Genomic DNA, 22,963 nt, shown 5'->3' with positions numbered 1-22,963 from the left:
ACCGCCATGAACATCGAGATTGAAGAGATTTCCAAGGACTTCGGCACCACCGCAGCCTTGCATCCCGTGTCGTTGTCCATCCCCTCGGGGACGCTGGTTGCTCTGCTGGGGCCGTCCGGGTCGGGCAAGACGACGCTTTTGCGCATCCTCGGGGGCCTCGAGTTTCCAACCGCAGGACGTGTGCTGTTTGATGGCGCGGATGCCACCAATCTCAGCGTGCAGGACCGCCGGGCGGGGTTCGTGTTCCAGTCCTATGCTCTGTTCCGGCACATGACGGTGTTCGACAACATCGCCTATGGTCTGCGTGCCCGCCCCCGCAAGTCGCGCCCGCAAACGGCCGAGATTGCGCGCCGCGTGACCAAGCTTTTGGAGCTGATCAAGCTGCCCGACATCGGCGCGCGCTACCCCAGCCAGCTGTCGGGCGGCCAGCGTCAGCGGGTGGCGCTGGCGCGTGCGCTGGCAATCGAACCACGGATGATGCTGCTGGATGAACCCTTCGGCGCGCTGGATGCCAAAGTGCGACGCGAACTGCGTCAAGGCTTGCGCGACATCCATGATACCACCGGATTGACCAGCATTTTCGTCACCCATGATCAGGAGGAGGCCATGGAACTGGCCGATCTGGTGGTGGTCATGTCGATGGGCCGGATCGAACAGGTGGGCAAACCCGAGGATATCCGTGCCAGGCCGAAGACCGAATTCGTCAGGGAGTTCATATCGGCATGACCGGAGTTCCCGCACCGCCACCGACACTCGACCGGATCGACCGGAAAATACTGCATGAGTTGATGCAGGATGCGACCCTTCCTGTGACGCAGCTAGCCGAACGTGTCGGCCTGTCGCAGACCCCTTGCTGGAAGCGGGTGCAAAAGCTTGAAGCGGCGGGGGTGATCACTGGCCGGGTCGCTATCGTCGACCCGGTATCCATCGGCCTTGGCCTGTGCGTCTTTGTCGAGATCGAGGCCGCCGACCACACACCGGAATGGCGTGCTTCCTTTGCCGGAGTGGTCGCGGACTATCCCGAAATCCAAGAGGTTCACCGCATGGCGGGCGAAGTCGACTATCTGCTGAAAGTGGTGGTAAGCGGCATGTCCGCCTACGATGCCCTTTACCTCGACTTGACGAAGCGCGTGCCTTGCCGGAACGTGACCTCCAAATTCTCGATGGAACGCATGAAATCGACAACTGTGTTGCCCATCGACACTTCTGCAACCTGATTGGCGCGTTTAAGGGGTTAATGTAGCAAGAGAATGAACGGCACCTTTCGGCCGGTGAAGGTGCGGCATCCGACTAGACCGACCGTCGGCTTAGGGCCGATCGCGTTGCCGCACCTGCGAAAGGGCCTTCCATGCTACGGGACGCCTGAATATCGCTGATGGGTTCGACGGCGACGCAGGGCGTCTTGCGTCAGGCGGGGAACACTAGAATCGGCAAAAAGCGTTTACTGCAAGCCCATGATCCTCAAAAACCAACTTTTGTCGAAAAGTCGGTCTTTGAATGTCGAACCATAGAAGGAAAAATAGATGGGGTTTGGTAGGCCCGGAGGGACTCGAACCCCCAACCAAGGCGTTATGAGCGCCCTGCTCTGACCAATTGAGCTACAGGCCCGGCCTGCGCCATGGGGTGCCAGAGCGGGGGGGCTCAGTCAAGAGGCAGACGCGGCGCAAAGGGGGCCGGACAGGCGACAGACTCAGCAGCGCAGACGGAATCAGGACCGCAGACCGGGCCAACGGCGCAAAGGGGGCAGGATGAAAGATCCGCCCGGCAAAAATTCACCCTGCCGCAATCACTCCCCATAGGGCAGCCAGACGGTTTTCACCTCTGTCGCGGCGCGTTGGAAGTCCGGGCCGTCAGCGCGGGTCCAGTCGGTCGCGCGACCGTGATTGACCCAGCAGCGTTTCAGGTTGGCGGTCGAACCCGCCTCGACCCGTGCCGAAAGATCGCTGGAGGAAAAACTCCACAGCGCATCCAGATCCATATGCCCAGCCAGAACCGGCGCAAGTTCGGCATGGCGGCCGGTGACGATATTCACCACCCCGCCCGGCAGGTCCGACGTATCCAGCACCTGATAAAAATCCGTCGCGGCCAGCGGAAAGGCCTCGGACGGCACCAGAACCGCGCGATTGCCCATGGCGATCAGCGGCGCCATCAGCGACACGAAACCCAGCAGGGGCGCCTCATCGGGGCAGATCGCGCCCACGACGCCGACCGGTTCATTCATCGCAAGCGCGACACCCCGGATCGGCACGGGTTTCACCCGCCCCTCCACCTTGTCGGCGCGCGCGGCCCATGTGAACAGCCGTGCAATCGCCGCCTCGACCTCGGCCTTCCCGTCCTTGCCGGTCATCTGCCGCAGGCGATCGGCGAACTCGTCGGCCCGGGCCGACAGGTTTTCGGCAATGTAATAGATGACCTGCGCGCGCAGATGCGCCGTGGCCGAGGCCCAGCCCTTCGCGGCATGGGCGGCCTCGACCGCGTTGCGGATATCCTTGCGGTTTCCGATCCCGACATGGCCCAGAAGCCGCCCTTTCGGCGACCAGACCGCGCGGGAATAGCCGCCATCGGGCCGCGCCTGTTTGCCGCCGATATAAAGCTTTGCGGTGCGGTCGATCCCCTCGACCTGCGGATCCGCAGGGGCATCGACGGGAAGAACGGGTTTCAGCGCCTTGCCCTGCACCTTGGGGCGCAGCCAGGCCATCAGCCCCTCCCACCCGCCTTCCCGGCCAAAGCCGCTTTCGCGCACACCTCCGAACCCCGCCGCCGCGTCGAACAGGTTCGTCGCATTGATCCAGACCACGCCCGCACGGATCTTCGGCGCCATGTCCAGCGCAAGGTTCACATTCTCGGTCCAGACCGAGGCGGCGAGGCCGTAGCGGGTGTTGTTGGCAAGCTCCACCGCCTCGGCGGGGGTGCGGAAGGTCATCGAGACCAGAACCGGGCCGAACACTTCCTCCTGCATCAGGGGGGAGGCGGCGGAAAGCCCGGTGATCAGCGTCGGCGGATAGTAACAGCCCGCAGGCAGGTCGGTTGCGGCGCGATGGATCTGCCCGTCGCAGGCGTCCACCATGGCGGTGATGCGGGCCAGATGCTCGGGGTCTATAATGGCCCCGACATCAATGCATTTGTCCAGCGGATCGCCGATGCGCAGCCCGTCCATCCGGGCCTTCAGCCGGGCATGAAACCGTTCGGCCACGCCCTCCTGCACCAGAAGGCGCGACCCGGCACAGCAGACCTGACCGCCATTGAACCAGATCGCATCGACCAGCCCTTCGACGGCAGAATCCAGATCTGCATCGTCAAAGACGATATAGGGTGATTTCCCCCCCAGTTCGAGCGTCAGTCCCTTGCCGCTTCCGGCGGTTGCCGCGCGGATCTTGCGGCCCACCCCGGTTGATCCGGTGAAGGCCACCTTGTCCACCCCGGGATGGGCGACCAGCGCGGCCCCGGTTTCACCGTCACCGGTGACGATGTTCAGAACGCCCTTGGGCAGGCCCGCCTCGCGGCTGATCTCGGCGAACAGAAGGGCTGTCAGCGGCGTCCATTCGGCGGGCTTCAGCACCACCGTATTGCCTGCCGCAAGGGCGGGGGCCACTTTCCACGCCAGCATCAGCAGCGGGAAATTCCACGGGATCACCGCCGCGCAAACCCCCATCGGCCCCATCTGCGGCTGTTCGGCCTCCAGCAACTGCGCCAGCCCCGCGTGATAGTAGAAATGCCGCGCGACCAGCGGCAGGTCGATATCGCGGCTTTCGCGGATCGGCTTGCCGCAATCCAGCGTTTCCAGCACCGCCAGAAGGCGGGCATGTTTCTGCACCAGCCGGGCCAGCGCATACAGGATCTGCGCCCGGCGATGCCCCGGCAGGGCGGCCCATTTCGATTGTGCCTTGCGCGCCGCCGAAACGGCCATCTCGATATCGGCGGCACTGCCTTGGGTGACCTGCGCCAGAACCTGCCCGGTCGCAGGCGCGCGGGTCTCGAACCCCTGCCCCGCCGGGATGAAGGCCCCGTTGATGAAATGGCCGAATTTTCCGTCATGCCGGGCGATCCAGTCAAACGCCTCAGTCGCGGATTCCGGGGCGGGGCCATAGCTCATATCATCGAAAATGTCGCGAATGGTCATGGATCACCCCATCGGATGGCGGTTGCCCGCCGAGTAATTGCCTGAAACGTGATGTTCCAGCTGACGCTCGATATCGCCCAGCAGACTGGAGGCGCCGAAGCGGAACAGGTCGGGCTGGCACCAGGGCAGGCCCAACTCATCCCGCATCAGGCTCAGGTAAACCAGCGCGTCCTTGGCCTTCGATATCCCGCCTGCGGGTTTGTAGCCGACGCGGAAGCCAGTCCGGGCCTCATAATCGCGGATCGCGCGGATCATGGTCAGGCTGACGGGCAGGGTCGCGTTCACGCCTTCCTTGCCGGTCGAGGTCTTGATGAAATCCGCCCCTGCCATCATGCAGACAAGGCTGGCGCGGGCGACATTGCGCAATGTGCCCAACTCGCCTGTTGCAAGGATTGCCTTCACATGCGCAGCCCCGCAGGCCGCGCGCATCTCGGCCATTTCATCATAAAGGGCCTGCCAGTTGCCGGTCAGCACATGGCGGCGCGAGATCACGATGTCGATCTCCTGCGCGCCCGCCGCGACGCTTTCGCCGATTTCCGCAATGCGCAGATGGAAAGGCGACAGGCCCGCCGGAAACCCGGTCGAAACGGCGGCGACCGGAATGCCCGAGCCTTCCAACGCGCGGACCGCCGGTCCAACCATCTCATGATAGACACAGACCGCGCCGACGGTCAGCCCCGTCATGCCCAGCCGGTCCAGCAGATCGGCGCGCACCGGCGCGCGGGCCTTGGCACAAAGCCGCTGCACCCGGCCTGTCGTATCGTCGCCGGAAAGCGTGGTCAGGTCTATCAGGCTTATGGCCTTGCACAGCCACGCCGCCTGATGGTCCTTCTTGACGCTGCGCCGTCCCGGCAGGGTCGCGGCGCGTCGCTCGATGGCCGAGGTATTGGCCTGCACGGCGGCAACCCAGTCCAGATCCAGCGTCATGCCCGGATTGCGCGGATGACCCGCTTGCGGCAGCACCTGCATTGCCCGCGCCCCGGTCGTCATGGAAACCGTCTCAGACATCGCTTTCTCCGGCCGTCTGTTCGGATGCAAGGCTGTCATGGGTCCGGTCCCCGCGCAAGCGGGCCGCAGCAGCGACGCGGCGGAATTTTACCGATCGGTCAGGTTAGGTCATGCCGCTTCAACGGTGCATGCCTCAGGCGTTGGGGCCGTCCTGCCCTGGCGCGCCCGTCATCACGGGTTCCACCGCGCGCTCTGCCTCGGCATAGGTGGCCCATTCCCGGCAATCCTGTGCTGCGGGCAGCTTTTCGGTGCCCCGGTTAAGATGCAGATAGGATTTCGCGATGAAGTTCGCGGTGATCGGTGCGGTCAGCAGCAGGAACATGGTGATCAGCAGCTCTTGCCAGCTGACCAGACCGTTGAAGACCCAGAAATAGATCATCGAGGCAACCAGCACCCCGCCGACGCCCAGCGTGGTGGCCTTGGTCGGCGCATGCAGCCGTGTCATCGTGTCGGGCAGGCGCAGCAGCCCGAAGGATCCGACCAGACCGAACAGGCCCGCCATGACCAGCAGGGCCGAAATCACGATCTCTGCAACAAATTCCATCTGTCGCCCCCTTACTCGATGATGTCGCCGCGCAGGATGAACTTGCAATAGGCGACGGTCGACACAAAGCCCGTCATCGCAAACAGCAATGCTGCCTGAAAATACAGCCCGGTATCGGTGGCCATGCCGTAAAGCACGATCAGCGCGATCATGTTGATGACCATGGTATCAAGCGCCAGAACGCGCTCCATGATGCCTGGCCCGGAATAAAGGCGCCAGAGGTTGCACAAGAGGCCAAGGCCGAAACAGCCAAAGGCAAAGGTCATGGCATGGGCGATCATTCGAAGATCCTCTTCAGCCGGGCCTCATAGCGCGTCTTGATCTCGTCGCGCACCCCGTCGGGATCGGGGGCATGAAGGCAATGAACAAGCAGCGTCCGCCCGTCCTCGGACATGTCCGAAGTGACGGTGCCGGGCGTCATGGTGATGGTGCCCGCCAGAACCGTGATCGCCTCAGGCGTGCGCAGATCCAGCGGAATCGACACCCATGCCGGGCGCAGCTGACTGTTGGGCATGAACAGCACGATCCGCGCGACGATGAAGTTCGATTTCACGATGTCATAAATCACCACCGCCAGATAGCCCGCCAGCGCCGGCATGTTGCGCAGGGCCGGACGGTTGGGCCAATAGGGCGCGGTCAAGAGCGGGATCACCGTGCCAAGGATGACCGCCATCAGCAGCGAACCCAGCTTGGCCTGATTGACCAGCAGCATCCAGCTGACGATCAGCAGCAGCGTCAGGAACGGGTGGGGGTAAAGCCTGCGCAGCATGTCTTACTCCTCCCTTGGGGCCAGAACCGAGTCGATATAGGGGCTGCGGGCGAAAAGCTCTTCCGCTACCGTGTCGAACCAGCCCATCAGCGGCCCGGCGGCCAGCGTCAGACCCACAAGGGCGGCAAGCATCGCAAAGACCATCGCAAAGGCAAGCAGATCGGGCCGGGACTGCGGTTCGGCAGGTTCGGATACCGCATGACATTTCCAGAACACGGTGGATCCCGCCCGGGCAAAGCCGACCACGATCAGCAGCGAGGACACAAGGATCACGCCCCAGATCAGGGCCATCTGGTCGCCCCGCGTCGCATCCATCACCAGAAGCTTGCCAAGGAACCCCGACAGCGGCGGCATCCCCGCCATGGCAATGGCCCCGCCGAAGAACAAGGCCGCCAGAAGGCCGCTTTGCCCGAAACGCGGCAGGGTGCTGTCCAGCGTATCGCTGTCGCGCCGTGCGCGCACCAGATCGACGACCAGAAACAGCAATGCCGTGGCGATGGTGGAATGAACCGCATAGTAAAGCGCCGCCGCGATCCCCTGCGGCGTGAAGGCCGCAACCGCGATAAACAGCGTCCCCATCGAGGCGATGCCCGCAAAGGCCACCTGCCGCGCAAGGCCCGAGGCCCCCAGCACACCCACCGCCCCCAGCGCCAGCGTCACCAGCGCCGCAGGCATCAGCAGTTCGGAATACAGCATCCCCGTCGAGGTCGCCCCGTCGGGAAAGATCAGCGTGTAGAAGCGGATGACGGCATAGGCCCCGACCTTGGTCATGATCGCAAACAGCGCGGCCACCGGACCGGGTGCCAGCGCATAGGTCGCAGGCAGCCAGAATTGCAGCGGCACCAGCGCGCCCTTGACCGCAAAGACCAGCAACAGCAGCACCGCGCCGACCCGCAGCAAGGCGGCATCCTCGGCCGCAAGCTGTCCCGCCTTCACGGCCAGATCGGCCATGTTCAGCGTGCCGGTCGTCGCATAGATCGTTGCCAGCGCGAACAGGAACAGGGTCGATCCCAGCAGGTTATAGGCGACATATTGCACCCCCGCCTTGAGCCGCGCGCCGCCGCCGCCATGGATCATCAGACCATAGCTTGCGATCAGCAGCACCTCGAAGAAGACGAACAGGTTGAAGGCATCGCCGGTCAGGAAGGCGCCGCAGACGCCCATCAGTTGGAACTGGAAAAGCGCATGGAAATGCTTGCCGCGCGCATCCCAGCCGCTGCCGATGGCGTAAAGCTGCACCATCAGCGCCAGCACCGCAGTCAGCAGCACCATAGTCGCGGCCAGCTTGTCCAGCACCAGAACGATGCCGAAGGGCGCATCCCAGTTGCCAAGGAAATAGGTTTCGGGCGGGTTGCCATGGGACATGACCAGAAGGCCCGCCGAAATGGCGACCAGTGCCGCCGTGCCCAGCGTCGAGAAGATGCGCTGCAGGCCCAGATCGTGCCGCATCGCCAGCACGATGAACGGCGCAAGCATGGCAGGAAGAATGACAGGGGCGATGATCCAGTGGTTCACTTGCGGGCCTCCGGGTCTTCGGCGCGGTCATCATCAAGGTCCATCTTGTCCGATCCGGTATCGAGGAAAGCGCCAAGCGCCATCATCACGATGACCGCCGTCATCCCGAAGCTGATGACGATGGCCGTCAGCACCAGTGCCTGCGGCAGCGGATCGGTATAGCCCGCCGCGTCATCCCGCAGAATCGGGGGCAGGCCCAGCGTCAGCCGCCCCGAGGCGAACAGGAACACATTGACCGCATAGGTGATCATCGCCAGCCCGACGATCACCGGAAAGCTGCGCTGACGCAGCATCAGGTAGATCCCGCAGGCCGTCATCAGCCCGATGGCCGAAGCAACAAGAAGCTCCATGTCAGTGGCCCTCCTTTGCCACGGATGCGGGGGACTGGTCGGGGCGGATGTCGAAAGGCGCGGTGTTAACCGTCTCTCCGGCCCGGACCGCGAAACGCGACAGCGAGGCCAGCGCCAGCATCACCGCGCCGACCACGGTCAGGAACACGCCCAGATCGAAGATCGCAGCCGTCGCAATCTCGAACTTCTCGATCACCGGCGGATGGACATAGCCAAAGGCCGAGGTCAGGAAAGGCCGCCCGGCAAGCCAGGACCCGACACCGCAAAGTGCGGCAATGGTGACGCCCCAGCCGATCATCGCATGGTAATCGACGCGCTGGCGCGCCGCCGTCCAGCCATAGCCCGAGGCCATGTATTGCATGACCAGCGCAATCGCCGCGACAAGACCCGAGATGAAGCCGCCACCCGGCATGTTGTGACCGCGCAGGAAGATGAACACCGCCACCAGCAGCGCCACCGGCAGCATTACCCGCGTCGCGATCACCAGCATCAGCGGATGACGGTCGCCCGCGCGTTTCTGGTCCGGCACCCAGGACAGCAGCCGGTCATTCGCCGGGCCGCCCCGCAGCAGCGCCTCGGCCAGCGCATAGATCAACAGGCCCGCAATCCCCAGCACGATGATCTCACCAAAGGTGTCATAGCCCCGGAAATCCACGAGAATCACGTTGACGACATTGGTGCCGCCGCCCCCGATATAGGAATTGGCAAGGTGGAAGTCCGAGATTGTCGGGAAGAAGAAATCGCGCATCATCAGCGCATAGACCAGCGCGCCCGCGCCAAGCCCCGCCGCCCCGGCGACGACCAGATCGCGGAACCCGCGCCCGGCGGTGATCTTCTCGGCATCGGCCTTCGGCAGGAAGTTCAGCGCCAGCAGCAAAAGGATAATGGTCGCCACCTCGACGCTGATCTGGGTCAGCGCCAGATCGGGGGCGGAAAGATAGGCAAAGCCGACCGAGACCATCAACCCCACCACACCCAGCACCACCAGCGTCACCAGACGACTGCGATGGATGAAGAACAGCGCACCTGTGCAGCCCATCAGCAACAGCCAGCCCACCGCCGCGACCGGTGCGATGGGGGTCAGGTCCCGCGTGACGACACCGGCGGTCGTGCTGGACCATGCGTAGTAACCCGCCGCGACGATCGCGACCGTCGCAATGGCGAAATAACCCGCGATGCGCCCGTCATGCAGCCAGTCCGTCACCCGGCGCGACAGGCGCGCGAAAGGCTCGACAAGTCCGTCGAAAATCGCCTTGGCCTCGGGCCGCGGCACGGCGTTCCACCCGGCCTCAAGCCGTGGATGCAGGCCAAGGACCACCAGACCGCCACCGACGGCCAGCAAGGACAGGAACAGCGCGGGCACAAAGCCGTGCCAGTGATAGATGTTCACATAGGCCGGCTCGCCGATCACCGCGCTGGCCGTGGCGCGCACCAGATCCCCGGCAAAGGTCATCGGCATCAGGCCGATCAGAACGACCAGCAGCGCAAGAAAGGCGGGCGCCGCCCACATGCCGAAACCGGGGTCATGGGGCTTGTGCGGGTAATCATCCCGCACCGGGCCCAGAAAGACATGCGCGATCAGCCGGAAGGAATAGGCGACCGAGAAAAGCGCACCGATGGTCGCAAGCGCGGGCAGGATCCAGGCATTGCCGGCCCAGGGCGTCTCAACCGCCTCGGTCAGCATCAATTCCTTCGACAGGAAACCGTTGAGCGGCGGGATGCCCGCCATCGAAAGCGCCGCGATGCAGACAATCGCAAAGGTGACCGGCATCAGCTTGCGCAAGCCCCCCAGCCGCTTGATGTCGCGGGTATGGGCCTCATGGTCGACAATCCCCGCCGACATGAACAGCGCCGCCTTGAAAGTCGCATGGTTCAGGATGTGGAACACCGCAACCGTCGCGGCGGCCTTGGTCCCGAAGCCCAGAAGCATCGTGATCAGCCCCAGATGGGACACGGTAGAAAAGGCCAGCAGCGCCTTCAGGTCATCCTTGAAGACGCCGATCACAGCGCCGAGAACCATCGTGATCAGCCCTGCCGTCGCGACGAGGTAGAACCATTCCGGCGTGCCCGCCAGAACCGGCCACATCCGCGCCATCAGGAACAGCCCCGCCTTCACCATCGTGGCCGAATGCAGATAGGCCGAAACCGGTGTCGGCGCGGCCATCGCATGGGGCAGCCAGAAATGGAACGGGAACTGCGCGGATTTCGTGAAGCAGCCCAGCAGGATCAGGATCAGCGCGGGCAGATACCATTCCGAGGCCTGAATCGCCTCTTTCTGCGTCAGAATCACAGTCAGGTCATAGCTGCCGACGATATTGCCAAGGATCAGCATGCCACCGATCATCGCCAGCCCGCCGGCACCGGTCACCGCCAGCGCCATGCGCGCGCCCTGCCGCCCTTCGGGCAGATGTTTCCAATAGCCGATCAAAAGGAAGGAGGAAAGCGATGTAAGTTCCCAGAAAATCAGCAAAAGCAGGATGTTGTCCGACAGAACAATCCCGACCATCGCACCCTGAAACAGCATCAGATAGCTGTAGAACTGCCCCATCGGATCCTTCGAGGACAGATAGAACCGCGCATAGAGGATGATCAGCAGACCGATGCCGAGGATCAGCCCGGTAAACAGCAGGCCCAGTCCGTCCAGAAAGAAATTCGCATTCAGCCCCAGCGCGGGCAGCCATTCGATCCGGGTCTGGATCACCTCACCGCGCAGCACGGCGGGGGCGTGCAGCAGGATGCCCAGCAGCGCCAGCGCCGTCACCGAACCGGTCACCATGGCACAGGCGGTCCGGCCCGACCGGATCAGCAAACCGGGAAGCAGGGCGCCGAGAAAGGGAAGTGCGGCGATCAGGGCAAGCGACATGGGCGGTCCATTCTTTGCGCGGGTCGTCAGATATGAAAAATGCGGCATGAAGGGATGCCGCTTTCGCCCCTTAACTGTGTGACAGGGTCGTGAGTGTCAAGCAAAACCGGCGCGATTCCGGTCGAATTGGCCATGCCTGCGCGCCCCTGTCGCAGGCTGTCGCGCGGCAACATGCCGCAATTGGCGCAGGAGGGGGCGCAGGGTTCAACCCTGCGGTGTCATCGCCTTGCGCTGCCGCGCGCGTTCCAGCCCCAGCCGGTGCTCGCGCCAGATGATCAGGACCCCCGCAAGGATCACCAGTGCCGCCCCCGCCAGCATCGTGACCGTCGGCACCTCGTCAAAGACCCAATAACCGATGGCCAGTGCGAACAGGATCGAGGCATAGTCGAACGGTGCCACCAACGAGGCATCGGCCTCGCGGTAACTGCTGGTCAGCAGGATCTGCCCAAAGCCCCCGATCAGACCGATCAGCACAAGGATGGCCGCCGTGGCAGGCTCGGGCACCACCCAGCCGAAAGGCAGGCTTGCCAGCGAGATGACTGACGCCGTGACCGAAAAGCAGAAGACGATGGCCGATGTCGATTCGGTGCTGACCAGCGCCCGCGTCGCGATCTGGGCAAGGGCCGCGAAAACCGCGCCACCCAGAACCAGCATCGCCCCGAAGGCGGCCGCCGCGTCATTGGGACTGTCCCCGAATCCCAACCGGGGCGACAGTACGACCAGAACGCCCGCCAGCCCCAGCAGCACCGTGGAAATGCGGAACAGCCGCACCTTTTCCCCAAGGATCAGCGCCGCGAAGATCACCGTCAGCAGCGGCGCGGCATAGCCAAGCGCCGTCACTTCGGGCAAGGGCAGATAGGCCAGCCCGGCAAATCCCAGCCCCATCGCCATCGTGCCCGAAACCCCGCGCCGCACATGGCCAAAGACCGATGTGACCCGCAAACCGCGCTTGAGATCACGCCGCAGGATCAGCCAGACCAGAATGACAGGGATGGCAAAGAAGGAGCGGAAGAACACCGCCTGCCCCGGCGGCACCTCATCCGAGATGTATTTGATCAGCGCCGACATCATAATGAACAGCGTGACCGAGAGCAGCTTGAAGATGATTCCGCGCAGCGGTCGCATCGGCGGTGTCCCTGACAATCCCTTGTTGTCAATCACCTTCCGGGGGCAGAGGCAAGGCCCGAAAACCCCGAAACCCGGAGATCACCCGACGCCGGCGCCGCCCCTTGCCGACAGGAAGACACGGACGCCAAAGGGAAATGTGCAGCCGATACAGGAAGACAACAGGCAAGCGCCGGGCCGGTCCGCGTGATGCGGGCAAGGACCCTGCGCCATAAGATTCGGCACCGGCCCAGACACGCGACGTCGTGAAGAGTCCCCACCTTGGCCAGGCGGAATCGCAGACCGTTCCGAGCGCACAGACAGGATCGGTCCACCGACTGCTCTCTGACTTGCAGCTGCGCGTGGCATGGCCCGTTGAGGGTCGCGGGATGTGCTGGCGGGAATCGCCCGGCGCGCTCTGTCATCCCCGACGTTGCGCGCAAAGAAAAAGCCTCGTCGAAACGAGGCCACTTTTCGTCTAAGTCTTTGGTTTATTTGGTGGAGCCACGCGGGATCGAACCGCGGACCTCTTGAATGCCATTCAAGCGCTCTCCCAACTGAGCTATGACCCCACCGGGTGCGCAGGTTGCCCTGCGCTCGGGCTATTTAGGGGAGGCTCCGGAAGGCTGCAAGCGAAAAATCGGGTGCAGACGGAAAACCTCGGCAACCGCCCCGGGACTGGTGCCCGGGCCGGTCAGACAGCCTTAGCTGTCGTCATCCGAACCGCCGACATCGGCGATGTCGTCCAGCGAGACATTGTCATCGGCATCATCTTCCAGCAGGTCGTCATCGGTTTCAGCGTCGTCGCTTTCCGCATTCGTCAGCAGATCGTCATCGGTATCCAGATCATCGACCAGCAGATCATCCTCTTCCTTGCCGGGCGTGGCGCGCGTAGCGACCGAAGCGACGATCTTGCGGCGCGCGCTTTCGATATCGACGATTTCGCCGGTATAGGGGCTGACGATCGGGGTCTTTTTCAGATCGTAGAAGCGTTTGCCCGTCGTCGGACAGATGCGCTTGGTTCCCCATTCTTGCTTGGGCATATGCAGTTCCTCGTGATTGCGGGCGCTGTTGCGGCCCTCGCGACAGGGCCCTTGCGACCGGGGCTGGCCGAAAGCGATCCAGTCGGTGGCAAAGGCGCCCCTTGCCACAGGGCGAAGCGGCTGTCAAAGGCTTTCGCATCACAGTCGCGCGCGCCCCGTGACAGCCCGTTCAGCCTTCTGTGCAAGCCCCTCTGCGGGCCTCTCTGCGGCTCACCGCTCAACGGCTGTCGTGACCGCCCGGATCGGCTGTACCAAGGGCTGTCGCAGCCATGGTTATGGCGCGCCCCTACCCGGCCTTGTGTCCCTGCGCGTCGCGCGCGATTATCCCGCTGCGGACCCTCAGGACCCTGTCATGCTGCTGCTTCCCGGCCCCCCTCCCGTTTCCGTGCAACTGCGCCGTTCGGCGCAATCCCGACGGCTCAGCCTGCGGGTCTCGCGGCTGGACGGGCGGGTCACCCTGTCGATGCCCCCCCATGTGCGCATGACCGAGGCGATGGCCTTTCTGCGCGCGCAGGAGGACTGGCTGCGACAGGCGCTGGCGACATCGGCGGGGCCTGCGCCGGTCGGACCGGGCGATACGATCCCGGTCGAGGGGCAACCGGTGCGGCTGGAAAGCGGCCCCGGACGCCTGCCCCGGCTTGAGGGGGACCGGCTGCTCCTGCCCGGTGACCCGGCGCGGGCGGCGATCCGGGCGGCGGCGTTTCTCAAGGCCCGGGCGCGCGACCGGCTGGCCGAGGCCTCGGACCGTCATGCAGAACAGGCCGGACGCCGCTACAGCCGGCTGACGCTGCGCGACACCCGGTCCCGCTGGGGCTCCTGCACGGCTGATGGTGCGCTGATGTATAACTGGCGGCTGGTGATGGCCCCGCCCGAGGTGCTGGACTATGTCGCGGCCCATGAGGTCGCGCATCTGGTCGAGATGAACCACTCTGCCGCCTTCTGGGCCGTGGTCAAACGTCTGATGCCGGATTACGCAGCCCCCCGCCGCTGGCTGAAGACCGAAGGCCACGCGCTGCATGCCTATCGTTTCGGCGATTGACGCCAATGCGCCGCTTTCCGGGGATTGACCGCCGGGCGGGCTTGGTGCTTGGCTGCTGTGATGGTCATCTCTGCCCCGCCCCTGTTCGGGACCCGCCCCGTGGATCCCAATGCCGCCGCGCATGAACGGCTGTACCGGTCCCTGCGCCAGCAGGTGCTGCATGGCGAACTCGCCCCCGGACAGGCGCTGACCCTGCGCGGACTGGCGCGCAGTTTCGGGGTGTCGATGACCCCTGCGCGCGAGGCGATCCGGAGGCTGGTGGCAGAAGGGGCGCTGTCGCTGTCCTCGTCAGGCCGGGTGGCAACACCAGAACTGACGCCTGAACGGATTGAGGAGCTGGCCGCGATCCGCGCCCTGCTGGAACCTGAACTGGCCGCCCGCGCCCTGCCGCGCGCCCATTTCGCGCTGATCGACCGGCTGGCCTCGATCAATGCCGCCAATAGCGAGGCGGTGATCCGGCAGGATGCGGTCGGCTATATCCGCACCAATCTGGAATTTCACCGCACGCTTTATCTGCGCGCGCAGGCCCCGGCGATGCTGGCCCTGACCGAAACCGTCTGGTTGCAGCTTGGCCCGACGATGCGCGCGCTTTACGGACGCCTGCGGCGCAATGAGGCGCCGCCTTATCACCGGCTGATCCTTGCCGCGCTGAAGGCCGGGGACGAACCCGGCCTGCGGCTGGCGATCCGCACCGATGTCACCCAGGGCCTGCGCCATCTGGCCGGTTGAGGAGGAAGCATGAGCACCCATATCGGCGCCAAACCGGGCGATATCGCCGAAACCGTCCTGATGCCGGGTGATCCTTATCGCGCCCGCTGGGCCGCCCGGACCTTCCTGAAAAACCCCGTTCTGGTGAATGAGGTGCGGGGGATGCTGGGCTATACCGGCCTCTGGAACGGCCATCGGGTCACCATTCAGGGGTCCGGCATGGGGATGCCGTCCCTGTCGATCTATGCCAATGAACTGATCCGCGACTATGGCGCGCAGACCTTGATCCGGATCGGATCGGCGGGCGGGATGCAGCCGCATGTGCAACTGCGCGATGTGGTTCTGGCGATGACGGCCTCGACCACCTCGACCCCGTCGCGCGCGATCTTCCGCGAGGCGCAATTCGCCCCCTGCGCCGATTTCGGCCTGTTGCGCGCGGCATGGGAGGCAGCACAGGGCCGCAAGGCGGGGGTGCATGTCGGGCCGATCTATTCAACCGAGGTGTTCTATGACGAACGTGAGGATCTGAGCGCGCAACTGTCCCGCCATGGCGTGCTGTGCGTCGAGATGGAGGCAGCAGAGCTTTACACCCTTGCCGCCCGGCACCGTCGCAGGGCCCTGGCCGTCCTGACCATCTCGGACCATCTGCAGACCGGGGAATCCCTGCCGGCCGAGGATCGCGAACAAAGCTTCGGCGATATGGTCGAGATCGCGCTGGCCGCCGCCTTTGCCTGACCCCAGCCCGCGGGCGGCCCCTTTGGGTGTCTCCGGCGGAGGTATTTGGGCCAGGATGAAACGGCACCGGATCAAAGACACCCAAAGCGGCTGACAGGACTTGAACCCAGCCCCCGGACCGGGTTTGACTGCGCGCGGATTGAAGGAAAGGAAACCCGCATGCAGCAACGCATGATCGGCGGCCGCAGTGTTGCGGCGCTTGGCTATGGCGCAATGTCCTTTGGCGGGATGTATGGCGCGACGGATGAGGCAACCAGCCTTGCCTGTCTGGACGCGATGCTGGAGGCCGGGATCACCCATGTCGATGTCGCCAATATCTATGGGCTCGGCCTGTGCGAGACGATCCTTGGCACTTGGATCGCCAGCCGCAAACCCGATATCGTGCTGGCCACCAAGGCCGGGATCGTGAACGGAACACCCAGACGGGCCGACAATTCCGACGCCTATCTGCGCGCGGAACTGGAAGGCTCGCTGAAGCGGCTGGGGGTGGAGCGGGTGGATCTGTTCTACATCCATCGCCGCGAACAGGACCGTCCGCTGGATGAGGTGATCGGCACGCTGCAAAGGCTGGAGCAAGAGGGCAAGATCGGCGGCTATGGCTTTTCGGAAATCGCGCCTGAAACCCTGCGGCAGGCCCATGCGATCCATCCCTGCACGGCGGTGCAGAACGAATATTCGCTTTGGACGCGCGCGCCGGAACTGGGGCTTTTGCAGGAATGCGCGCGGCTGGGCGTGGCCCTTGTCGCCTTCTCGCCGCTGGCGCGCGGAATGCTGGGCAATCGCGCGCTGGATCACGCGCAGGTGCAGGACGGGTTCCGCGGACGCAATCCGCGGTTCACCGAGCCGAATTTCGCCCGCAACACGGCACGGATCGACGCCTTCCGCGCCTTTTGCGCCGCGCGCGGCTGGTCGACACCGGCCACCGCACTGGCTTGGGTGATCGGCGCGGGCGACCATGTCATCCCGATCCCGGGCACGCGCCGCGCCGAACGGTTGCACGAATGGCTGCCCCTGCCTGACCTGTCCGCCGCCGACCGGGCCGAGATCGAGAGGGTCCTGCCGGTCGGCTTTGCCGCTGGTGCGCGCTATGGCGAGCATCAGACGCTGTCGGTGGAAAGCTACTGCTGAACTTGCGGGCGGCGGCTTCCGGAGGTTACGCCGGACGGTCGCTGCCCCGCCGCTTACCCATCAGTCCGGCTCATCAGTCCGAGCGCCGCAGGCAGTCGCGCGGCGCGCGTCCGGCTGGCATGTCGGTCTCGGCGCCGCAGGCCGCACAGCGGTAATGATCCGCGCCGCCGCTGCGGTCCAACCGCCAGCGGCATTGCCGCGTCAGGCTTGATCCGCGCCGCGCCAGCCACATCCACAACAGCACCGAAAGCGCCAGAGCCAGCAGGAACAACGGCATCGGCCCCGATCCTTCCTTTCATCCTGGCCCCGGTGCAGAACACCCCCCCGCGCCTTACAGATCGGTCGGGCGCAGGTCGCGCTTGCAGTCCTTGGGGGGCTTGCCGTCCCAGCTATAGGCCTCGGCGCGGCAGGCCATGCACAGCCAGCGGGTCGAGGCGGTGCCATGCCGGAACCCCTCCCTGCGCCATCGGCAACGCGATCCGGACCAGCCCGGTTTTCGCTGGCTCCACAACACGACGACAACGATCAAGGCCACAATGGCAAGGGCAAGGATGGGCAACGGACAACACCCCTTACACTGGTCAACTGGTTACAAAAGTCACATCACACAGGCATAGCAGCAGGGGAAGCGGATCAGACGATCCGCTCCACCAGCTGTTTCTTGATCGAGGCGATTGCCTTGGCCGGGTTCAGCCCCTTGGGGCAGGTCTTGGCGCAGTTCATGATCGTATGGCAGCGATACAGCTTGAACGGATCCTCAAGCTGGTCCAGCCGTTCTGGTGTCGCCTCATCCCGGCTGTCCACGATCCAGCGCCAGGCATGCAGCAAGGAGGCCGGGCCCAGATAGCGGTCCGAATTCCACCAATAGCTGGGACAGGAGGTCGAGCAGCAGGCGCACATCACGCATTCATACAGCCCGTCCAGTTTCTCGCGGTCCTCGATGGACTGTTTCCATTCCTTGGCGGGCGTATTCGATTCCGTCTCAAGCCAGGGCATGATCGAGGCATGCTGCGCATAGAAATGCGTCAGATCCGGGATCAGGTCCTTGACCACCGGCATATGCGGCAGCGGATAGACGCGCACATCGCCCTTCACCTCATCCATGCCATAAATGCAGGCCAGAGTGTTGATACCGTCGATATTCATCGCGCAGGATCCGCAGATGCCTTCGCGGCAGGACCGCCGAAAGGTCAGGGTCGGGTCGATCTCGTTCTTGATCTTGATCAGCGCGTCCAGAATCATCGGGCCGCAGGTATCCATATCCACGAAATAGGTATCGACGCGCGGGTTTTCCGCGTCATCCGGGCTCCAGCGATAGATGCGGAAGGTGCGCAGATTGGTGGCACCCTCCGGCTTCGGCCATGTCTTGCCGGTGCGCAGGGTAGAGTTTTTCGGCAAAGTGAACTGGGCCATGGATCATCCCTTCCAGTCGGTGCGGGTATAAAGCGGCTGCGACGGCGGCAAGCCGGACAGGTTCTGCACGCAGCGCGCATAAACCGCCGACGGGTCGCGCTGCAGCAGGAAATCAGAGGAGATATCGACCTCGAACCGGCCTTGCGGGCCGCCGGTTCCGGTGCCGATGGCAATCTCGCCCCTCGGGCGGCTGGCAAGCTCGGCATCGCGCAGGCATTGCCGCTCGGCCCGGTCCAGCGGAACCGGGGCGCAGGCGGCCAGCGCCGGCACGGTCAGCAGGGCCAGTGCAACGCCGCGATGCCGGGTCATGACGCGATCCCCGGCAGGCCCAGCCGGGCCACGCATTGCACCGTGCCCGGACGGCGCAGCACATCGGCAACGACGGCCACGGTGCGCGTTCCGGCCCTTGTGCCGACATCGCGCGCCAGCGCCTGCAATTCGGGCAGGGTCGCATTGTCCAGCACACAGGCGGTCACCTGCTCGGCCTGCGTTTCGGGCAGGCGCTGGCCCACGACCGGCAGGATCACCGATTTCGCGGCGGCGCGTGTCATATCCTCGGCCATCCGCTGCGGGGAACAGGCGACCAGAAGGGCAAGGGCCAAAGCGACCGGAGCCAAAGCGACAGGAACAAACGACGGATACACCGAAGGATCAGCCCCCGAACCGGGTCGAGTAACAGGCATATTCCGCACCGCCCACCATGGTCAGCGCGCAGTCCGGGCGCGGCCCGCGCCGCTGCACGACCGGCTCGGCAAACCGGCTGCCCGAGGCGCGCACCGCGACATAGCCGCCCTGCCCCCGGGTATGGGCCAGACAGGCATTATAGATCGCCTCGGCCGTGCCGGGGCGGCGCGCAAGCGCATCACGTTCCGAGGCAAGTCCACCCTGCAGGCGCAGATTGGTCTGGAACTCGGCCCGGCAGTCATCCGGTGTCACCACCGTCCGGGCCGGGGCGGCCACGGTCAGCGCGACAAGGGTGGCGATTGAACAGGCGGCAGCTTTCAGCATCAATAGACCCTCGCTTTGGGCGCGATCTTCTTCAGGTCGATCCCGCCATCTTCCTGTTTGGTCAGCGGTTCAAGGTGAACCGGACGCGAGGATAGCCGAACATCGGTGCCATTGACATAAGCAAGGCTGTGAACACGCCAGTTCTCGTCATCGCGCTTGGGCCAGTCCTCATGCGCATGGGCGCCACGGCTTTCCTTGCGCGCCTCGGCGGCCACGATCGTGGCCAGCGCATTCGGCATCAGATTGGTCAGTTCCAGCGTCTCCATCAGGTCGGAATTCCACACGAGGCTGCGGTCGGTGACGCGCAGATCGTCCATCTTTCCGGCGATGGCGGTCATCTTCTCAACCCCGTCGGCCAGCGTCTTGTCGGTGCGGAACACCGCCGCATCGGCCTGCATCGTGACCTGCATCTCCAACCGAAGCTCTGCCGTGGAAACCGAGCCCTTGGCATGACGCAGCCCGTCGAACCGCGCGAAGGCCTTGTCGACGCCCGCGCCGTCCACGGGGCGGTTGCGTTCCTTGGGGTCCACGATCTCACCGGCGCGGATTGCGGCCGCCCGACCGAAGACCACAAGGTCGATCAGGCTGTTTGATCCCAGACGGTTCGCGCCATGGACGCTTGCGCAGGCGGCTTCCCCCACGGCCATCAGACCGGGGAAGACGGCATCGGGATTGTCGGCGGTCGGGTTCAGCACCTCACCCCAGTAATTCGTGGGGATGCCGCCCATATTGTAATGCACGGTGGGCAAAACCGGGATCGGTTCCTTGGTCACATCCACGCCCGCAAAGATGCGCGCGGATTCCGAAATGCCGGGCAGGCGCAGGTCCAGCGCCTCTTTCGGCAGGTGGTTCAGGTGCAGATGGATATGGTCCTTGTTCGGCCCCACCCCGCGCCCTTCGCGGATTTCGATGGTCATGCAGCGCGAAACCACGTCGCGGCTGGCCAGATCCTTGTAGGTCGGCGCATAGCGTTCCATGAACCGCTCGCCTTCCGAATTGGTGAGATAGCCGCCCTCGCCGCGCGCGCCTTCGGTAATCAGGCAGCCGGCGCCATAGATGCCGGTCGGGTGGAACTGCACGAATTCCATATCCTGCAGCGGCAGGCCCGCGCGCGCCACCATCCCGTTGCCGTCGCCGGTGCAGGTATGGGCCGAGGTTGCGCTGAAATAAGCCCGGCCATATCCGCCCGTGGCCAGAACGACCATCTTGGCGTTGAAGACATGCATCGTGCCGTCATCCAGCTTCCACGCCACGACGCCGGTGCAGCGCCCTTCGGTCATGATGAGATCGAGCGCGAAATATTCGATGTAGAATTCCGCCTTCTGCTTCAGGCTCTGACCATAGAGCGTGTGCAGCATCGCATGACCGGTGCGGTCAGCGGCGGCACAGGTGCGCTGCACCGGCGGGCCTTCGCCAAACTCGGTCGTATGGCCACCAAAGGGGCGCTGATAGATGCGGCCATCCTCGGTCCGGCTGAAGGGAACGCCGTAATGTTCCAACTCATAGACCGCCTTCGGGGCCTCCCGCGCCAGATATTCCATCGCATCAGTGTCGCCCAGCCAGTCCGAGCCTTTCACCGTGTCATACATATGCCATTGCCAGTTGTCGGGACCCATATTGGCAAGACTGGCGGCAATCCCGCCCTGTGCGGCAACCGTATGGCTGCGGGTCGGAAACACCTTGGTCACGCAGGCCGTGCGCAGCCCCTGTTCTGCCATGCCCAGCGTCGCGCGCAGTCCTGCACCCCCCGCACCGACCACAACAACATCATATTCATGCACTTCATAAGGATAGGCAGTCATGTCGGACCCTTCAGAGCGCGATGCGGGCCAGAGCGAAAAGCCCGGCCGCAATCACCGCATAGGAAATCGAATGGGCGAGGATGATCAGGATCTTGCGCGTCGTGCCGCGCCAGTAATCCTCGATCATGCTTGTGGCACCCTTGGCGAAATGGCGCATGCCCACGACGATCACCAGCCCCGTCAGGATCGCCGGGAAGGGACGTGAAAAGGTGGCGACCACCTCGGCATGGCTTTGGCCCAGCGCCGAGCCGAAGATATAGACCCAGACGGGCAGCAGAAAGGCCAGCCCGACGGCGGACACGGTCATATACCAGTGATGTTCGGTCCCGGTGCCCGAGGCACCCTTGCCCACAGCGCGCTTGCGGTCTGTCAGAAAACGCATTCCCGGCCCCTCTTACTGCACAATCAGGATGGTCAGCGCGGTCAGGATGACCGAACCCACCAGACAGGCGATCCCCAGCTTTTCCGCCGTGGGCACATCCAGCCCGTGCCCGGCATCGAACCAAAGATGCCGCAGGCCCGCAAGGTAATGATACCACAGCGCCAGCGCCGAGGCGGCAAAGACCAGATCGCCGAACCATGAGGTGACAACCGCATTGGCGGTCGCAAAACTTTCCGGCCCGGTCGCGGCCGCAAGCAGCCACCAGACCACCAGCACCGCCGCCACGACCAGCGCATTGCCGGTGATCCGCGTCAGGATCGAGGTCATCGAGGTCAGTTGCGGGCGGTAATACGGCCCGATCATGAAGGGGGAAAGGGGCCGTTCGACCCGTTTCGGTTCTGCCATCTCGGTTCCCTTCTTGCCTTGCCCGGTTCGGCGCCTGCCGGATCCGAGGCGGGTGTTTCCCTTCTCCTTAGCGGTTTTTTCGGCGAAGTCACGCCCGAAGGCGGTAAAAACAGCCCGGATGCGCTGCGCGGATGCAGAAAAATTCATGTTGTGATCACACAATTTTTCTGTGCGATCACAAACCTGCTGTATGGAAAAGGGGGCCACGCGCTGTTGTGCGGCCCCCGTATCATCCCGTCCCGGGCCGAGTCGTCCGGCCCACCGCTATCTGGTCACGCCTGCGCCGCTCAGCGCAGCGAGAAACTGATATCCATAGAGGCCACAAGCCGCCCCTTTGTGATATTCGTGTCATGCCAGGCCAGCCCCAGCGACAGGGTGTCATTGACCGCGTAGCTGCCACCGACCTGCCAGTAGCGATGCCCGCCCTTGTTGATCTTGCCATAGGTGATATCGGCCGAAATCTGGTCGGTGAAGGCGTAGGCCGCGCTGAGCCTCGTATTCGTCACCTCGGCCTTCGGGTCATAGGCAACCCTGCCCCCGATGCTGAATTCATCAGTCACGGCATAGCCCATATCCAGAATGAACTCGCCACAGCAATCCACATTGGGGCTGCGGTAGTAGTAGCGCGCATAGCCGATATCATAGCTGAAGGCCCCGATCTCGTTGCGATACCCCAGATAAAGATCGACCTCCGCCGAGGACCCCAGAAGCGATTTCGACACATTCGATGCCCAGACGCCCGCATAGAAGCCGTTCGCCTCGACCTCGATCCATGGCTGGATCGCAAAACCGTTTGTCTGTTCGATGCCGCTGGACATGTAGCGGCTTGTCAGTGTCGCCCCGGCAGAGACCGAGAAATCCTGCGCAAGCAAGGCTCCGGGCGCGGCGAAAAGGGCAATAAGGGCAGTGGTGGCGAGATAGCGACGCATGTTTGACCCCGTGATCGTATGTGAATGGCAGATCTTCAGCACATCGCCCGCGATCCGCATAGGGAGTCCCGCATCGTCCCCCGCGCGCCATGCTGAAA

General features: G+C 64.2%; 26 protein-coding genes and 2 tRNA genes. 6 read left to right on the top strand and 22 right to left on the bottom strand.

All coding sequences use genetic code 11. The annotated features are described in order from the left end of the window. The first annotated feature begins 6 nt into the window (after positions 1 to 6). Both JL811_RS00460 and JL811_RS00455 read left to right on the top strand, forming a co-directional pair. Positions 7 to 726 carry a sulfate/molybdate ABC transporter ATP-binding protein gene (locus JL811_RS00460; protein ID WP_202686261.1) on the top strand — a complete coding sequence of 240 codons (720 nt, stop codon included), beginning with the start codon at positions 7 to 9 and terminating at the stop codon, positions 724 to 726. Continuing rightward, positions 723 to 1,217, top strand: coding sequence for an Lrp/AsnC family transcriptional regulator (locus tag JL811_RS00455; protein ID WP_202686260.1), 495 nt, complete (start codon positions 723 to 725; stop codon positions 1,215 to 1,217). The genes JL811_RS00460 and JL811_RS00455 overlap by 4 nt, the downstream gene beginning before the upstream one ends. 314 nt (positions 1,218 to 1,531) lie before the next feature. Here JL811_RS00455 and JL811_RS00450 read toward each other — a convergent pair. The 12 genes from JL811_RS00450 to JL811_RS00395 form a co-directional block, all read right to left on the bottom strand. After that, a tRNA-Ile gene (locus JL811_RS00450) sits at positions 1,532 to 1,608 on the bottom strand. A gap of 178 nt (positions 1,609 to 1,786) precedes the next feature. Continuing rightward, on the bottom strand, positions 1,787 to 4,120 hold the full coding sequence (locus JL811_RS00445; RefSeq protein ID WP_202686259.1) for an aldehyde dehydrogenase family protein: 2,334 nt from the start codon (positions 4,118 to 4,120) through the stop codon (positions 1,787 to 1,789). A 3-nt stretch (positions 4,121 to 4,123) separates the two neighbouring features. After that, positions 4,124 to 5,128 (bottom strand): deoxyribose-phosphate aldolase, encoded by a 1,005-nt coding sequence (gene deoC, locus JL811_RS00440; protein WP_420496750.1) that lies wholly within the window; start codon positions 5,126 to 5,128, stop codon positions 4,124 to 4,126. A 133-nt stretch (positions 5,129 to 5,261) separates the two neighbouring features. Next, positions 5,262 to 5,672: a Na+/H+ antiporter subunit G gene (locus JL811_RS00435; protein WP_202686258.1), complete on the bottom strand. Its 411-nt coding sequence runs from the start codon at positions 5,670 to 5,672 to the stop codon at positions 5,262 to 5,264. A gap of 11 nt (positions 5,673 to 5,683) precedes the next feature. Further along, positions 5,684 to 5,953: a K+/H+ antiporter subunit F gene (locus tag JL811_RS00430; protein ID WP_202686257.1), complete on the bottom strand. Its 270-nt coding sequence runs from the start codon at positions 5,951 to 5,953 to the stop codon at positions 5,684 to 5,686. After that, positions 5,950 to 6,441, bottom strand: a complete 492-nt coding sequence (locus JL811_RS00425) for a Na+/H+ antiporter subunit E (protein WP_202686256.1) — start codon at positions 6,439 to 6,441, stop codon at positions 5,950 to 5,952. The genes JL811_RS00430 and JL811_RS00425 overlap by 4 nt, the downstream gene beginning before the upstream one ends. A 3-nt stretch (positions 6,442 to 6,444) precedes the next feature. Next, on the bottom strand, positions 6,445 to 7,956 hold the full coding sequence (locus tag JL811_RS00420) for a monovalent cation/H+ antiporter subunit D (protein ID WP_202686255.1): 1,512 nt from the start codon (positions 7,954 to 7,956) through the stop codon (positions 6,445 to 6,447). Continuing rightward, positions 7,953 to 8,306 carry a Na+/H+ antiporter subunit C gene (locus JL811_RS00415; RefSeq protein WP_202686254.1) on the bottom strand — a complete coding sequence of 118 codons (354 nt, stop codon included), beginning with the start codon at positions 8,304 to 8,306 and terminating at the stop codon, positions 7,953 to 7,955. The genes JL811_RS00420 and JL811_RS00415 overlap by 4 nt, the downstream gene beginning before the upstream one ends. Before the next feature lies 1 nt (position 8,307). Beyond that, entirely contained in the window at positions 8,308 to 11,169 is a 2,862-nt protein-coding gene (locus JL811_RS00410; RefSeq protein WP_202686253.1) for a monovalent cation/H+ antiporter subunit A, read from the bottom strand. A 204-nt stretch (positions 11,170 to 11,373) separates the two neighbouring features. Continuing rightward, positions 11,374 to 12,294 carry a DMT family transporter gene (locus JL811_RS00405; RefSeq protein WP_202686252.1) on the bottom strand — a complete coding sequence of 307 codons (921 nt, stop codon included), beginning with the start codon at positions 12,292 to 12,294 and terminating at the stop codon, positions 11,374 to 11,376. 475 nt (positions 12,295 to 12,769) lie between these two features. Next, a tRNA-Ala gene (locus tag JL811_RS00400) sits at positions 12,770 to 12,845 on the bottom strand. 132 nt (positions 12,846 to 12,977) lie between these two features. Then, a complete protein-coding gene (locus tag JL811_RS00395) occupies positions 12,978 to 13,316 on the bottom strand; it encodes a TIGR02300 family protein (RefSeq protein ID WP_202686251.1) in 339 nt (112 codons plus the stop codon). Positions 13,317 to 13,668: 352 nt separating this feature from the next. Between JL811_RS00395 and JL811_RS00390 the strand changes: the two genes are divergently transcribed. From JL811_RS00390 to JL811_RS00375, 4 genes are all read left to right on the top strand, one after another. Next, entirely contained in the window at positions 13,669 to 14,355 is a 687-nt protein-coding gene (locus JL811_RS00390; RefSeq protein WP_202686250.1) for a M48 family metallopeptidase, read from the top strand. A 60-nt stretch (positions 14,356 to 14,415) separates the two neighbouring features. Further along, positions 14,416 to 15,084, top strand: a complete 669-nt coding sequence (locus JL811_RS00385) for a GntR family transcriptional regulator (protein WP_202687135.1) — start codon at positions 14,416 to 14,418, stop codon at positions 15,082 to 15,084. A 9-nt stretch (positions 15,085 to 15,093) separates the two neighbouring features. Continuing rightward, positions 15,094 to 15,798 carry a purine-nucleoside phosphorylase gene (deoD, locus tag JL811_RS00380; RefSeq protein ID WP_202686249.1) on the top strand — a complete coding sequence of 235 codons (705 nt, stop codon included), beginning with the start codon at positions 15,094 to 15,096 and terminating at the stop codon, positions 15,796 to 15,798. A gap of 159 nt (positions 15,799 to 15,957) precedes the next feature. Further along, positions 15,958 to 16,926, top strand: a complete 969-nt coding sequence (locus JL811_RS00375; protein WP_202686248.1) for an aldo/keto reductase — start codon at positions 15,958 to 15,960, stop codon at positions 16,924 to 16,926. Positions 16,927 to 16,999: 73 nt separating this feature from the next. Here JL811_RS00375 and JL811_RS00370 read toward each other — a convergent pair whose 3' ends face one another. From JL811_RS00370 to JL811_RS00325, 10 genes are all read right to left on the bottom strand, one after another. After that, on the bottom strand, positions 17,000 to 17,203 hold the full coding sequence (locus JL811_RS00370) for a hypothetical protein (RefSeq protein WP_202686247.1): 204 nt from the start codon (positions 17,201 to 17,203) through the stop codon (positions 17,000 to 17,002). 54 nt (positions 17,204 to 17,257) lie between these two features. After that, positions 17,258 to 17,485 carry a hypothetical protein gene (locus tag JL811_RS00365; RefSeq protein ID WP_202686246.1) on the bottom strand — a complete coding sequence of 76 codons (228 nt, stop codon included), beginning with the start codon at positions 17,483 to 17,485 and terminating at the stop codon, positions 17,258 to 17,260. Between the two features lie 74 nt (positions 17,486 to 17,559). After that, a complete protein-coding gene (locus JL811_RS00360) occupies positions 17,560 to 18,339 on the bottom strand; it encodes a succinate dehydrogenase iron-sulfur subunit (protein WP_202686245.1) in 780 nt (259 codons plus the stop codon). Between the two features lie 3 nt (positions 18,340 to 18,342). Continuing rightward, positions 18,343 to 18,648 (bottom strand): hypothetical protein, encoded by a 306-nt coding sequence (locus tag JL811_RS00355; RefSeq protein ID WP_202686244.1) that lies wholly within the window; start codon positions 18,646 to 18,648, stop codon positions 18,343 to 18,345. Beyond that, on the bottom strand, positions 18,645 to 18,941 hold the full coding sequence (locus JL811_RS00350; protein ID WP_237684710.1) for a hypothetical protein: 297 nt from the start codon (positions 18,939 to 18,941) through the stop codon (positions 18,645 to 18,647). The genes JL811_RS00355 and JL811_RS00350 overlap by 4 nt, the downstream gene beginning before the upstream one ends. Positions 18,942 to 18,990: 49 nt before the next feature. Then, complete coding sequence (locus JL811_RS00345) at positions 18,991 to 19,347, bottom strand: hypothetical protein (protein WP_202686242.1); 357 nt, start codon at positions 19,345 to 19,347, stop codon at positions 18,991 to 18,993. Then, positions 19,347 to 21,149, bottom strand: coding sequence for a succinate dehydrogenase flavoprotein subunit (gene sdhA / locus JL811_RS00340; protein WP_202686241.1), 1,803 nt, complete (start codon positions 21,147 to 21,149; stop codon positions 19,347 to 19,349). The genes JL811_RS00345 and sdhA overlap by 1 nt, the downstream gene beginning before the upstream one ends. 10 nt (positions 21,150 to 21,159) lie before the next feature. Next, positions 21,160 to 21,531, bottom strand: coding sequence for a succinate dehydrogenase, hydrophobic membrane anchor protein (locus JL811_RS00335; protein ID WP_202686240.1), 372 nt, complete (start codon positions 21,529 to 21,531; stop codon positions 21,160 to 21,162). Between the two features lie 12 nt (positions 21,532 to 21,543). After that, complete coding sequence (gene sdhC / locus JL811_RS00330) at positions 21,544 to 21,936, bottom strand: succinate dehydrogenase, cytochrome b556 subunit (protein WP_202686239.1); 393 nt, start codon at positions 21,934 to 21,936, stop codon at positions 21,544 to 21,546. A 287-nt stretch (positions 21,937 to 22,223) separates the two neighbouring features. Further along, complete coding sequence (locus JL811_RS00325; protein ID WP_202686238.1) at positions 22,224 to 22,865, bottom strand: TorF family putative porin; 642 nt, start codon at positions 22,863 to 22,865, stop codon at positions 22,224 to 22,226. Between the last annotated feature and the right edge of the window lie 98 nt (positions 22,866 to 22,963).

The sequence above is a fragment of the Szabonella alba genome (genome assembly GCF_016765775.1).
Lineage (GTDB): Bacteria > Pseudomonadota > Alphaproteobacteria > Rhodobacterales > Rhodobacteraceae > Szabonella > Szabonella alba.
Note: the sequence above shows the minus strand (reverse complement) of the source record. Positions and strands in the feature narration are given on the sequence as shown.

What these genes read in the sequence shown, in the direction of transcription:
- JL811_RS00390 (WP_202686250.1), top strand. Translation starts at nt 13,669, where the DNA reads ATGCTGCTGCTTCCCGGCCCCCCTCCCGTTTCCGTGCAACTGCGCCGT.
- JL811_RS00355 (WP_202686244.1), bottom strand. Translation starts at nt 18,648, where the DNA reads ATGACCCGGCATCGCGGCGTTGCACTGGCCCTGCTGACCGTGCCGGCG.
- JL811_RS00395 (WP_202686251.1), bottom strand. Translation starts at nt 13,316, where the DNA reads ATGCCCAAGCAAGAATGGGGAACCAAGCGCATCTGTCCGACGACGGGC.
- JL811_RS00405 (WP_202686252.1), bottom strand. Translation starts at nt 12,294, where the DNA reads ATGCGACCGCTGCGCGGAATCATCTTCAAGCTGCTCTCGGTCACGCTG.
- JL811_RS00430 (WP_202686257.1), bottom strand. Translation starts at nt 5,953, where the DNA reads ATGATCGCCCATGCCATGACCTTTGCCTTTGGCTGTTTCGGCCTTGGC.
- JL811_RS00415 (WP_202686254.1), bottom strand. Translation starts at nt 8,306, where the DNA reads ATGGAGCTTCTTGTTGCTTCGGCCATCGGGCTGATGACGGCCTGCGGG.
- JL811_RS00435 (WP_202686258.1), bottom strand. Translation starts at nt 5,672, where the DNA reads ATGGAATTTGTTGCAGAGATCGTGATTTCGGCCCTGCTGGTCATGGCG.
- JL811_RS00445 (WP_202686259.1), bottom strand. Translation starts at nt 4,120, where the DNA reads ATGACCATTCGCGACATTTTCGATGATATGAGCTATGGCCCCGCCCCG.
- sdhC (WP_202686239.1), bottom strand. Translation starts at nt 21,936, where the DNA reads ATGGCAGAACCGAAACGGGTCGAACGGCCCCTTTCCCCCTTCATGATC.
- JL811_RS00345 (WP_202686242.1), bottom strand. Translation starts at nt 19,347, where the DNA reads ATGCTGAAAGCTGCCGCCTGTTCAATCGCCACCCTTGTCGCGCTGACC.
- JL811_RS00410 (WP_202686253.1), bottom strand. Translation starts at nt 11,169, where the DNA reads ATGTCGCTTGCCCTGATCGCCGCACTTCCCTTTCTCGGCGCCCTGCTT.
- JL811_RS00385 (WP_202687135.1), top strand. Translation starts at nt 14,416, where the DNA reads ATGGTCATCTCTGCCCCGCCCCTGTTCGGGACCCGCCCCGTGGATCCC.
- JL811_RS00375 (WP_202686248.1), top strand. Translation starts at nt 15,958, where the DNA reads ATGCAGCAACGCATGATCGGCGGCCGCAGTGTTGCGGCGCTTGGCTAT.
- JL811_RS00370 (WP_202686247.1), bottom strand. Translation starts at nt 17,203, where the DNA reads ATGCCGTTGTTCCTGCTGGCTCTGGCGCTTTCGGTGCTGTTGTGGATG.
- deoC (WP_420496750.1), bottom strand. Translation starts at nt 5,128, where the DNA reads ATGTCTGAGACGGTTTCCATGACGACCGGGGCGCGGGCAATGCAGGTG.
- JL811_RS00455 (WP_202686260.1), top strand. Translation starts at nt 723, where the DNA reads ATGACCGGAGTTCCCGCACCGCCACCGACACTCGACCGGATCGACCGG.
- deoD (WP_202686249.1), top strand. Translation starts at nt 15,094, where the DNA reads ATGAGCACCCATATCGGCGCCAAACCGGGCGATATCGCCGAAACCGTC.
- JL811_RS00325 (WP_202686238.1), bottom strand. Translation starts at nt 22,865, where the DNA reads ATGCGTCGCTATCTCGCCACCACTGCCCTTATTGCCCTTTTCGCCGCG.
- JL811_RS00360 (WP_202686245.1), bottom strand. Translation starts at nt 18,339, where the DNA reads ATGGCCCAGTTCACTTTGCCGAAAAACTCTACCCTGCGCACCGGCAAG.
- JL811_RS00425 (WP_202686256.1), bottom strand. Translation starts at nt 6,441, where the DNA reads ATGCTGCGCAGGCTTTACCCCCACCCGTTCCTGACGCTGCTGCTGATC.
- JL811_RS00460 (WP_202686261.1), top strand. Translation starts at nt 7, where the DNA reads ATGAACATCGAGATTGAAGAGATTTCCAAGGACTTCGGCACCACCGCA.
- JL811_RS00335 (WP_202686240.1), bottom strand. Translation starts at nt 21,531, where the DNA reads ATGCGTTTTCTGACAGACCGCAAGCGCGCTGTGGGCAAGGGTGCCTCG.
- sdhA (WP_202686241.1), bottom strand. Translation starts at nt 21,149, where the DNA reads ATGACTGCCTATCCTTATGAAGTGCATGAATATGATGTTGTTGTGGTC.